The organism is Heliorestis acidaminivorans, from assembly GCF_008933955.1.
GTDB classification, from domain to species: Bacteria; Bacillota; Desulfitobacteriia; order Heliobacteriales; family Heliobacteriaceae; genus Heliorestis; species Heliorestis acidaminivorans.
This window is the reverse complement of record NZ_WBXO01000003.1, coordinates 318,618-330,756: the sequence shown is the minus strand read 5'-3', so window position 1 is coordinate 330,756 and position 12,139 is coordinate 318,618. Positions and strand designations below refer to the sequence as shown.

11 protein-coding genes and 1 pseudogene are annotated in these 12,139 nt (G+C 45.3%); all 12 read left to right on the top strand.

Annotation, left to right across the window (positions count from 1 at the left end; translation table 11 throughout):
• Nucleotides 1-74: 74 nt before the first annotated feature.
• Nucleotides 75-293, top strand: a pseudogene (locus F9B85_RS06175) (acetyl-CoA hydrolase/transferase C-terminal domain-containing protein); the annotation flags it as partial.
• Between the two features lie 66 nt (nt 294-359).
• Entirely contained in the window at nt 360-491 is a 132-nt protein-coding gene (locus F9B85_RS14880; RefSeq protein ID WP_279237731.1) for a hypothetical protein, read from the top strand.
• Nucleotides 492-705: 214 nt separating this feature from the next.
• Nucleotides 706-1,488, top strand: a complete 783-nt coding sequence (motA, locus tag F9B85_RS06170) for a flagellar motor stator protein MotA (protein WP_151619506.1) — start codon at nt 706-708, stop codon at nt 1,486-1,488.
• On the top strand, nt 1,488-2,303 hold the full coding sequence (locus tag F9B85_RS06165; RefSeq protein ID WP_151619505.1) for a flagellar motor protein MotB: 816 nt from the start codon (nt 1,488-1,490) through the stop codon (nt 2,301-2,303). The genes motA and F9B85_RS06165 overlap by 1 nt, the downstream gene beginning before the upstream one ends.
• Nucleotides 2,304-2,760: 457 nt before the next feature.
• Complete coding sequence (gene ilvE, locus F9B85_RS06160) at nt 2,761-3,642, top strand: branched-chain-amino-acid transaminase (protein WP_151619504.1); 882 nt, start codon at nt 2,761-2,763, stop codon at nt 3,640-3,642.
• A 103-nt stretch (nt 3,643-3,745) separates the two neighbouring features.
• Entirely contained in the window at nt 3,746-5,419 is a 1,674-nt protein-coding gene (gene ilvD / locus F9B85_RS06155) for a dihydroxy-acid dehydratase (protein WP_151619503.1), read from the top strand.
• A gap of 23 nt (nt 5,420-5,442) precedes the next feature.
• The gene (ilvN, locus tag F9B85_RS06150) at nt 5,443-5,922 is read left to right on the top strand and encodes an acetolactate synthase small subunit (protein ID WP_151619502.1); all 480 of its coding nucleotides are present in this window, start codon (nt 5,443-5,445) and stop codon (nt 5,920-5,922) included.
• Nucleotides 5,923-5,982: 60 nt separating this feature from the next.
• Complete coding sequence (gene ilvC, locus F9B85_RS06145) at nt 5,983-6,978, top strand: ketol-acid reductoisomerase (protein WP_151619501.1); 996 nt, start codon at nt 5,983-5,985, stop codon at nt 6,976-6,978.
• Between the two features lie 82 nt (nt 6,979-7,060).
• A complete protein-coding gene (gene ilvB / locus F9B85_RS06140; protein WP_151619500.1) occupies nt 7,061-8,728 on the top strand; it encodes a biosynthetic-type acetolactate synthase large subunit in 1,668 nt (555 codons plus the stop codon).
• A gap of 15 nt (nt 8,729-8,743) precedes the next feature.
• Entirely contained in the window at nt 8,744-10,294 is a 1,551-nt protein-coding gene (locus F9B85_RS06135) for a 2-isopropylmalate synthase (RefSeq protein WP_151619499.1), read from the top strand.
• A gap of 59 nt (nt 10,295-10,353) precedes the next feature.
• Nucleotides 10,354-11,616: a 3-isopropylmalate dehydratase large subunit gene (gene leuC / locus F9B85_RS06130; RefSeq protein WP_151619498.1), complete on the top strand. Its 1,263-nt coding sequence runs from the start codon at nt 10,354-10,356 to the stop codon at nt 11,614-11,616.
• Nucleotide 11,617: 1 nt separating this feature from the next.
• Complete coding sequence (gene leuD / locus F9B85_RS06125) at nt 11,618-12,118, top strand: 3-isopropylmalate dehydratase small subunit (protein WP_151619497.1); 501 nt, start codon at nt 11,618-11,620, stop codon at nt 12,116-12,118.
• Nucleotides 12,119-12,139 lie beyond the last annotated feature (21 nt).

Below are 12,139 nucleotides of genomic sequence, written 5' to 3'. Positions count from 1 at the left end.
AAGAGCCGTATGACATGAGAGTGTCACGTACGGTTCTGTGAGGGTCTGAGGGTGAAATTCCCTTGGTCTACTCGACTAGAATCGTACCGACTATCACACCAGGTGGAATCATAACCGATCCTAGAGCAACAACCATGTACGTGGTAACAGAATACGGCATGTTTAACTGCAAAGGCATGTCGACTTGGCAGAGAGCCGAAGGGCTAATCAACATTGCTCACCCTGATTTCAGAGAAGATCTGATCAAGCAAGCTGAAAGCATGAAGATCTGGAAAAAAAGCAACAAAAGATAAAAATATTATTTACCATGCATAAAACCTCCTAAAAAGTCGAAACATAGACTTGGGAGGTGATATCTGGTGGATAAAGCCCAGAAAAAGGCCCTCAAAAATCAGTACAAAGCAAAAATGTCTGGCGACGTGGAAGCTGGCAATGAGCTAACTCCCGTTCCAGGTGATCTTCAATGTGCTGACATGCCTAAAGAAAAGTAACCTCTACACTACAAAATACCTAACAACAAAGACAAAACTAAAGTACGATCATAAAAGCTTCAGAAGTCACAAAAAGAAAGAGTAACCAAGAGGTTGCTCTTTCTTTTTTGTCCAAAAAGAACCATAGTTGGATTGAAAGGGCGGGTTACAGAATAGGAATAGCTGTGGTAAAATCTTCATTAAGATAAACTAGAAGATCAGAGGTGCTAAGAAAGTGGATATTGCACTACTCATAGGCTTGTTTTTAGGAGTTTTCTCTGTTGTTGGTGGTATGTTGGCTAAGGGAGCTAATATTAGTGTTCTCGTTAACCCCGCCGCGATCATTATCATTTTCGTAGGAACAATAGCGGCGCTGATGAACTCTTTCTCCATGAAGGAGATCAAGAGAATTCCGACTCTCTTTGGTGTTCTTTTCAAAGAACAGAAATTAGCCGATCCCAAAGTCATTATTGAACAAATGACAGAAATGGCTCAACAAGCTCGTAGAGAAGGGTTGCTCTCACTAGAAGCAACAATTGAAAAACTAGACGAAGCTTTTCTCAAGACAGGTATTCGCCTAATTGTAGACGGTCAAGGCGAAGAATTCGTCCGCGAGCTCTTAGAAGCAGATATTGAAGCGATGGAAGAAAGACATCGCACTGGTGCACAAGTATTTACAGCCGCTGGTACATATGCCCCCACTCTTGGTGTTTTAGGCGCTGTTATTGGCCTAATCGGTGCTCTTGGTAACCTCGATGATGTAAATGCCCTAGGTAACATGATTGCCGCCGCTTTCGTAGCCACGCTCTATGGTATCTTCTCCGGTTACGTACTCTGGCACCCCTTTGCAACGAAACTGAAGCGGAAATCTCAAGAAGAAGTCAAGCTGAAAACGATGATGCTCGAAGGCATTCTCTCTATTCAAGTTGGTAGCAGTCCTGTACAGATCCGTGAGAAAATGTTGATTTACTTGACCCAAGCAGAACGTGAGTCTCTGGAGAAAGAAGGAAAAGGTTAATGTCGAAGAAAAAAAAGCATCATCATGAAGAACATATTGATGAGACTTGGCTCATTCCTTATGCCGATATGCTTACACTTCTTCTGGCCCTTTTTATCGTCATGTTCGCAACAAGCCAGGTAGACACACAGCGATTTGAAATGTTGAAGAAAGCTCTAGAATCAGTATTCAAAGGCGGTACTGGGATCATGCTTAATCCCAGTACCGTAGAAACAGAAGGTGCAAGTGATGAAGCACCAGATCTAACCATCACCGATTCAATCATGGAAGCAAGGTACCTTGATGATCTGAAAGAAAAAATTGACCAACTTATTGACGAACAGGGCTTAACGAATCAGATCTACACAGGCATTGTTCAAGAAGGATTACAAGTTTCTTTCCGTGACGCGGCTCTCTTTGATTCAGGTCGTGCAAATTTACGCCCTGAAGCCTTACCAGTTCTTAACGAGCTATCTATACTTCTAGATAATATCGAAAACGAAATTCGTGTAGCAGGTCACACTGATAACTTACCCATTAATACACCAGAGTTTCCTTCGAACTGGGACTTAAGCGCCAAAAGATCACTGAACGTCATGAAATACATATTAAATAATAACATCCAACTTAACCCTGCTCGATTTACAGCAGTCGGTTATAGCGAATACAGACCTATTGCAACTAACGATACTATAGAAGGTCGAGCGCAAAACAGAAGAGTAGAGATTATGATCATTCGTCAATTCCCTGAAGCAGTGCCAGGTACGAATACCAATACCAATATAAGCCCAGGAAGTACCTCTGCAGAAGTTCCACGTTTTATTGATGCAAGATAAGAATAAAAAAAGGTTTTATAGAGACTGAGCAAGGTTATTGACACCAACGGTCCAATTTGACTATACTAAGGGTCAAAGTATATTTCGTTCTAACGACTATGACGGGTGCCAGAACATCGAAGTCCCTTAGTCACAGAGAGCCGGGGTAGCTGTAAACCGGTACTAACACGTCGATGTTGTCTCTCCCTTGAGTCGCTCGCCCAATAGCTCCCATTAACGGGACTTAGTAGGTGGAGTCGGATGGAGTACCAATGCAGGTACAAGCGTCCGTTATCATGCTGATTCGGTGGAGTAAAGCTAGATTCAAGACTTCACCGCACAAGGGGTTGTCTTTTTAAGAGACAACAAACAGGGTGGTACCGCGGGAAAATCCTCTCGTCCCTGACAGGCTTTTTTACCTGTCCGGGCGAGAGGTTTTTGTATATACAGAGATAGAAGAAGGAGAGAGAATAATACGATGAGCCTCGTCATTTACCTTGATGGTGAATTTGTGCATGAAGATCAAGCGAAAGTATCAGTCTTTGATCATGGCTATCTCTATGGTGATGGTATCTTCGAAGGAATACGCGCCTACAATGGTCGAGTATTTAAACTAAAAGAACATATCGATCGCCTTTATGATTCGGCGAAAGCAATCAATCTCACCATCCCCATTAATGCAGAAGAGATGACCGAGGTCGTTCTAGAGACGCTTCGACGGAACAACTTGCGTGACGCCTATATCCGACTTGTCGTATCTAGAGGCAAGGGAGATCTCGGCTTAGACCCACGCAAATGTCCTAAAGCCTCCGTTCTCTGTATTGCAGCAGCCATTACGCTATACCCCAAAGAATGTTACGAAAAAGGTCTCGACGTTATCACCGTTGCGACTAGAAGAAACATTCCTGAAGCACTAAATCCCAAAATCAAGTCTCTAAATTACCTGAACAATATTTTGGCGAAGATAGAAGCAACCCGCGCCGGCGTCCTTGAGGCAATTATGTTGAACCAAGAAGGATACGTAGCCGAGTGTACGGGAGACAATATTTTTATTGTGAAAAATGGTCGCCTGATTACACCACCACCTCACGTAGGCATTTTGGAAGGCATTACACGCAACTGCGTTATGGAACTAGCTCGTGAGAGAGGCATTGAAGTTGCAGAGCAAGTATTTGCACGCTATGACGTCTATGTAGCAGACGAAGTATTCCTCACAGGAACAGCGGCCGAAGTAATTCCTGTTGTATCTGTAGACGGTCGCAACATCGGCTCAGGCGAACCTGGCACTATGACCAAAAGGCTAATTGAAGACTTCCACAAACTGACACAATCATCAGCGGCCGGTGCAGAAATTTATTAAGCCCTATATTTTCCCATATAAAATAATTTCACAGAGCCCTCTGTGTCGCTGTGGTTTTCTCAATCCTTAATTAACAATAATTAACAAAAGCGAGGGGATCGCGTTGACTAAGCAAAAAGGACGAAGCCATGCTGTTAAGCATGGTGTTGAAAAAGCGCCTCACCGCTCTTTATTTAGAGCACTTGGCCTCACAGCAGAAGAACTGGACCGTCCTATCATCGGCATTGTAAATGCCCAAAACGACGTGGTCCCGGGACATATGCACCTTAACATGATTGCTGACGCTGTCAAAGCAGGCGTCCGCATGGCCGGTGGTACGCCCTTAGCTTTCCCTGTTATCGCTGTCTGTGACGGCATTGCAATGAACCATATCGGCATGAAATACTCCCTCGCATCGAGAGAGATTATTGCTGATTCTGTGGAAATCATGACTATGGCCCATGGCTTTGATGCTCTCGTCTTCATTCCAAGCTGTGACAAAGTAGTACCAGGCATGCTCATGGCCGCCGCTCGACTTAACATTCCATCTATCTTTATCAGTGGTGGACCTATGTTAGCCGGTCGCTTCCAAGGCAAAAAAGTATCCCTTTCCACAGTCTTTGAAGGAGTAGGCGCTCACAAAGCTGGCAAAATGACAGACGATGAACTATTTGAATTAGAAGAAAAAGCTTGTCCTACCTGTGGTTCTTGCTCCGGCATGTTTACAGCTAACTCTATGAACTGCCTAACTGAAGCACTCGGCTTGGCCTTACCAGGAAACGGTACTATTCCAGCCGTGTACTCTTCTAGACTTCGCTTAGCCAAGCAAAGTGGTATGAAGATTATGGAACTGCTTGAAAAGGACATCAAACCTTTAGACATCATGACAGAATCAGCTTTTGAAAATGCTATAACCGTGGACATGGCCTTAGGCTGTTCCACTAACACACTGCTTCACCTACCGGCTATTGCCTACGAAGCAGGCATAGAGCTCGACCTGGAGATTGTCAACGAAGTTAGCAGTAGAACACCACACCTCTGCAAACTAGCACCAGCAGGTGAACAGCATATTGAAGACCTAGACAGTGCTGGTGGTATTCCTGCTGTGATGAACGTCCTCTATCAGCAAGGGCTGATCAATGGTGACTTACCTACCGTAACAGGAGGAACAGTCGCAGAGACTATCACGAAGGGCGTTAATCTTGACCCTGAAGTAATTCGTCCTAACGAAAAAGCCTACAGCAGAACAGGCGGCTTAGCCGTACTGCGTGGTAACTTAGCTCCTCAAGGCGCTGTTGTCAAAAAAGGTGCTGTTGCACCAGAAATGATGAATCATCAAGGACCAGCCCGCGTATTCAATGGAGAAGAAGAAGCTGTAGAAGCAGTCTTAGGTGGTCAAATAAAATCAGGCGATGTAGTAGTAATCCGTTATGAAGGACCCAAAGGAAGCCCCGGCATGCGTGAAATGCTCACACCAACAGCGGCTATTGCTGGTATGGGATTAGATAAAGAAGTGACCTTAATCACCGATGGACGTTTCTCAGGCGCTACTCGCGGTGCTTCCATTGGTCACGTATCACCTGAAGCGGCAGAAGGCGGCCCTATCAGCCTTGTTCAAGAAGGAGATCTAATTACTATAGATATTCCTGCAGGCAAACTTCAGCTAGAAGTTTCCGAAGAAGAACTAGCCAAGCGACAAGCTAAGTGGCAAAAACCGGAAAGCAAAATAACTAAGGGCTACATGTCACGATATGCCCAGAAAGTACTTTCCGCATCAACAGGCGCTCGGATGAGCTAAAGGAAAGGGAGGAGGTAGCAACAATGCGACACACCTTATCGGTCCTGGTAGAAAACAAACCGGGGATACTTACACGCGTCGCAGGTCTATTTGCCCGTCGGGGCTATAACATCGAGAGTCTCGCTGTTGGTGAAACAGACAACCCCTCCATATCCCGCATGACCATTGTCGTCGACGGAGACGGAAAAATAATAGAACAAGTAACAAAACAACTGCACAAACTTATCGATGTACTCAAAATTCAAGACATCACTGACGAGCCCTCAGTTGACAGAGAACTAGTTCTAATCAAAGTCAATGCTGATGCTACTACGCGCAGTGAAATCATGCAGATCGTAGAAATTTTTCGAGCTCATATCGTCGACTTAGGTCGCAACTCGCTGATCATCGAAATTACAGGTGATCAGAACAAAATTGAAGCCATCTGTACTTCCCTTAGACCTTTCGGCGTCCGAGAACTGGCTAGAACAGGCCGTATCTCTATGATGCGAGGAAGTAAATAAATAGTACCTAATTCCAAGACAAGGCAGATTAAGAAAGAATTATCGGAGGCGTATTCAAAGATGAAAGTTTTCTATGATGGTGATGCAGATCTATCCTTACTAGATGGCAAAACGATTGCTGTAATTGGCTACGGTAGCCAAGGTCATGCTCAAGCTCAGAACCTGAAAGATTCCGGTCTTAATGTAATTATTGGCCTACGTCCTGGCTCAGCTAGAGAGCAACAAGCTCGTGACTATGGCTTTGAAGTATATGATGTTGCCACAGCGGCAGCCAAAGCAGACTTTATTCAGATCCTCATCCCTGACGAGCGTCAAGGTAAAGTATACCGTGAAGAGATTCTTCCAAACTTACAAGAAGGTAATGTCCTTTGCTTCTCTCACGGTTTCAACATTCACTTTGGACAAATTCAACCACCTGCTAACGTAGATGTTATTATGGTTGCTCCTAAGAGCCCAGGACATATGGTTCGCCGTATGTACGCTAATGGTGCTGGCGTACCAACACTCATCGCTATTCATCAAGACGCTAGCGGTCGCGCTCGTGACTTCGCTTTAGCCTATGCTAAAGGAACAGGCGGCACTCGCGCTGGCGTTATCGAGACAACTTTCAAAGAAGAAACTGAAACAGATCTCTTCGGCGAACAAGTAGTTCTTTGCGGTGGTGCTTCTGCCCTCGTAAAAGCAGGTTTTGAAACACTCGTTGAAGCTGGTTACTCCCCAGAAATGGCTTACTTTGAGTGTCTCCATGAGCTCAAACTGATCGTAGACTTAATGTATGAAGGCGGCATTTCCATGATGCGTTACTCCATCTCTGATACAGCTCAGTGGGGTGACATGATCATTGGACCACGCATCGTCACAGAAGAAACGAAAAAAGAAATGGCCAAAGCACTCAAAGAAATTCAAGACGGCACATTCGCCAAAGAATGGCTCGTAGAAAACGAAGTAAACCGTCCTCGCTTCAACGCACTTGCTAAAGCTGATGAGAACCATGAAATTGAAGTAGTAGGTAGAAAACTTCGTGCCATGATGCCTTGGTTAAAAGAAGTAAAATAAATTAGAGCCACCAACAAAAAGGCCCCACTTTAAGGGGCCTTCCCTGTATCACGATTGTGGGAAGAAATTGGGGGGATTGGAAATGGAACTGAATGGAGCACAGGCTTTATTAAAAAGTCTGGAGGCAAAAGGTGCCAAAGTGATTTTTGGATACCCTGGTGGCGCTGTTTTACCTATCTATGACGCCTTGTTAGACTCATCTATCAAGCATATCCTTGTACGAAACGAACAGGGCGCGGCCCATGCCGCCAACGGCTATGCCAGAGCGACAGGTACACCTGGCTTATGTCTTGCCACATCAGGCCCCGGTGCTACCAACTTGGTAACAGGCATCGCCAATGCCTACATGGATTCCATACCCCTAGTGGCAATTACAGGTCAGGTACAATCCTCCATGATTGGAACTGATGCGTTTCAGGAAGTGGACATCACAGGCATTACCATGCCAATTACCAAGCACAACTTTCTGGTCAAAGACGTGAACGACATTCCCAGGATCGTCAGGGAAGCTTATCATATAGCCTCCACAGGCAGACCTGGTCCTGTGTTGATAGACATCCCCAAAGATGTACTACAAGCAAAATGCACAGCAGAAATTGACATAGAAGAGATCGAACTACCCGGTTATCGACCAACCCTAAAAGGTCACAAATCACAAATCAAAAACGCGGCCAAACTGATTGATCAAGCAGAACGACCTGTCATTATGGTCGGTGGCGGTATCATCCACGCTAAAGCTACTGATGAGATTTTCGAACTAGCAACGAAAGCCAACATTCCAGTAGCTACCACCTTAATGGCAGTCAGCGCTTTTCCAGAACTTAACCCTCTTTCCCTTGGCTTGATGGGTATGCACGGCACAGCCTATGCCAATTTAGCTGTTAGTAACGCAGACTTAGTCATCGGTATCGGCGTTCGCTTTGGCGATCGTGCCACCGGCAATCCTGAAAAGTTTGCTGTTGACGCTAAAATCATACACATCGATATAGATCCAGCCGAGATAGGAAAAAACGCAGCCATCAACCTACCTATCGTTGGTGATGCCAAAATGGTCCTCGAAGAGCTTAACAAAAAAGTTTCCGAGCAAAGCCGTTCACCTTGGCTGGACCAGATTGCCAAATGGAAAGAAGATAGAGCACTGCGTTACAGAGAAGATGTTCTAACAGCCCAATATGTAATCGAACAAGTAGGAGATCTAACTCGTGATCGCGCTTGGGTTACTACCGATGTAGGCCAACATCAGATGTGGTCAGCTCTCTTCTACAAGTTCCAAAAACCAGGCAGATTCATCACCTCTGCCGGCCTTGGTTGCATGGGTTACGGACTTCCAGCAGCTAACGGCGTGCAAGTAGGTAATCCAGACGATCTAGTCATCTTGTTTACAGGCGATGGATCGATCCAGATGATGATGCAAGAAATGGGCACAGCACGTCAAGAGAACTTACCGCTCAAAATTATTCTCTTTAACAACCACGCTCTAGGCATGGTGCGACAACTACAACACTTCTATTGCGGCAAACGTTACTCGGGCGTAAAAATAACCTTTAACCCCCTCTTTGAAGACCTAGCCAAAGCTTACGGTATCTCCTACTACCAAATCACAGAAAAAGAAAAATCCCAGGCTACGCTAGCAGAAGCACTCAATGCTCCAGGCATGGTCATGGTAGAAGTATTGATAGATGAAAACGATCTGGTCTATCCCTCCGTACTAGGGAATAAAGGGTTAGACGAAACAATTATTTACGAGTAAAAAAGGGGGATTTCCATGTCCAAGCGAGTCGTCATATTCGATACAACGCTACGGGACGGAGAACAGTCACCGGGCGTAAGCTTAAACATCCAGGAAAAGCTGGAAATTGCCCATCAGTTGGCTCGCCTGGGCGTGGACGTGATTGAAGCCGGATTTCCAATCGCCTCCCCAGGAGACTTTGAAGCAGTAAAAGCTGTAGCCGACAACGTCAAAGGGGCAACCATCTGCGGACTGGCTCGTGCCAATCGTAAAGATATAGAAAGAGCCGCTGAAGCTCTCCGTGGAGCTGAGCAAGGGCGTATTCACACCTTTATTGCTACCTCCGACATTCACATGCAACACAAACTGCGCATGAACAGAGAACAAGTTCTAGAAGCGGCTGTAGAAGCAGTGAAACTGTCCAAAAACTTTACCTCTGATGTTGAGTTCTCAGCAGAAGACGCTTTTCGTAGTGAAGTCGACTTCCTATGTAGCATCTTCACAGCCGTTATTTCAGCAGGTGCTAAGACAATTAACATTCCCGACACAGTCGGTTACGCCACGCCTCAGGAATTCGGTCGTTTTATCAAAGCTATCATTGAAGGAACACCGAACATCAACGAAGCTGTAGTCTCCGTGCACTGTCACAACGACCTGGGCTTAGGGGTAGCTAACTCCTTAGCGGCCTTAGAAAACGGTGCTCGTCAAGTAGAATGTACCATCAACGGTATTGGTGAACGAGCTGGTAACGCCTCTATGGAAGAGCTAGTCATGGCTCTTTATACGCGACAAGCTTTCTATGATTTAGAAACAAAGATTAACAAAAGCGAAATCTACCGCACCTCCCGTCTTGTTTCTAACCTCACCGGCATGGTCATTCAACCGAACAAAGCCATCGTAGGCAAAAATGCTTTTGCCCACGAATCAGGAATTCACCAAGATGGCGTCTTAAAAGAGCGGACCACCTACGAGATCATGAACCCCCAGATGATCGGCATTTTCCAAAACAATATAGTACTAGGCAAACACTCAGGACGACACGCTTTAAAAGAACGACTGAAAGAGCTCGGTTACGAATTGACCGATGAAAACTTCCAGAAAGCTTTTGAACGCTTCAAAGCATTGGCAGACCGAAAACGAGAGATTTCCGATGAAGATCTAGCCGTTATCGTAGAAGATGAAATGCGCTCCATCCCTGAAGTATACAGCCTCGAATATCTCCATATTAACAGTGGTACAACAATACTTCCCACAGCCACTATTCGTTTGAAAAAGAACGAAGAAATGCTTGAAGAAGCATCTTGTGGTGACGGACCTATTGACGCCGCCTATAGAACTATCGATAAGCTCACGAATATCGAAGTTCGCTTGGCTTCTTATAACATAAACGCTACTACAGCGGGGCAAGATTCCCAAGGCGAAGTCAGCGTAAAGCTAGAAAAAAATGGACGTTATCACACTGGTCGTGGTGTTGATACGGACATTCTAATCGCTTCCGTAAAAGCTTATATCAACGCCATCAACAAAATCATTTTCGATAGCAATCATCTAGCGGAGAAAGTTCCTGCTGAGGAAAGAGCCCTCTAAAAGCTTTTTTTGCAATATAACTAAAGAAATGTCTACTGGGAGAGGAGAATCGCAAAGCCATGGGTATGACTATCACAGAAAAGATCCTGGCGGCCCACGCAGGCAAAGACCAAGTCGAGCCAGGTGAACTGATTCATGCCAAGCTCGATATCGTCTTGGCCAATGACGTAACAGCGCCCGTATCGATCAAAGAGCTAGAGAAAATCAATCTCGAGAAAGTCTTTGACAAAGAAAAAGTAGTTCTCGTACAAGATCATTTTGTACCTGCCAAAGATATCAAATCAGCAGAACAAGGTAAAATCGTACGCGACTTTGCTCGTAAGCACGACATTACCCACCACTATGATGTTGGTGAAATGGGTATTGAACACTGCCTGCTTCCTGAAAAAGGTCTCGTCGTACCTGGCGACACTGTCATTGGTGCCGATTCTCACACTTGTACTTATGGTGCACTAGGTGCTTTCGCTACTGGTGTAGGTTCTACAGACTTAGCCGCTGGTATTGCACTAGGCGAAGCCTGGTTTAAAGTACCAGAATCTATTAAGTTTGAGTACGATGGCGAACTACCAGAAGACGTAACAGGCAAAGATCTTATTCTACATACCATTGGTGACATCGGTGTTGACGGAGCTCTTTATCAATCCATGGAATTCACAGGCTCTGCGATCGACGCCCTATCCATGGATGGAAGAATGACTATGGCTAACATGGCTATTGAAGCAGGTGCCAAAAACGGTATCATAGCTCCTGACAAAACAACCCTTGCTTACGTAGATGAAAGAGCACAGCGTCCTTATAAAGTTTATAAGTCTGATGAAGATGCCAAATACAACCGCCACATTAAGTACAACGTAGAAGATCTAGAGCCGGTCGTAGCCTTCCCCCACCTGCCCGAAAACACAAGACCAGTGAGTGAAGCAGGTAACGTAGAAATCGATCAGGTTGTTATCGGTTCTTGTACTAACGGTCGTATTGAAGACTTACGTCTAGCCGCTAAAGTGATGCAAGGCAAGAAAGTACACAAAAATGTTCGTTGTATCATCTTCCCTGGCACACAAGCCATTTACAAGCAAGCTATTCGTGAAGGCATCATTGAAACATTTATTGATTCCGGTTGTGCCGTATCCACACCAACTTGTGGCCCTTGCTTAGGTGGTCATATGGGTATCCTCGCTAAAGGAGAACGCTCCTTAGCTACAACGAACCGTAACTTTGTTGGACGCATGGGCCACCCTGAGAGTGAAGTCTACCTCTGTGCTCCCCATGTAGCCGCCGCTTCCGCAGTAGCGGGACGGATTGTACATCCTCGGGAGGTGGAGTAAGATGGAATTTACCGGTAAGGTATGGAAGTTCGGGAAAGATATCGACACTGACGCCATCATTCCCGCACGTTATCTCAACACAACATCACCAGAAGAATTAGCCAAACATTGCATGGAAGATGCTGATCCCACCTTCCCACAAAAAGTGCAAAAAGGCGACATCATCGTAGCAGATAAAAACTTTGGTTGCGGATCTTCACGGGAACATGCTCCGATTGCCATCAAAGCTTCCGGCGTTCCTTGTGTTGTAGCCAAATCTTTTGCTCGTATCTTCTTCCGCAACTCTATTAACATTGGCTTACCTATCTTTGAGTGTCCAGAAGCCGTTGAAGGAATTCGTGAAGGTGACGTCATTTCTGTTGACGCTGACCAAGGTGTTATCTTCAACCAGACAACAGGACAAAGCTACAACGTAACACCTCTACCAGAATCAATGCAAAAACTTATTCGCGACGGTGGTCTCATGGCCTACGTGAAAAACCGTCTCGAAGAACAGAAATAAGCTATAAGGTGGCGTTTAAAT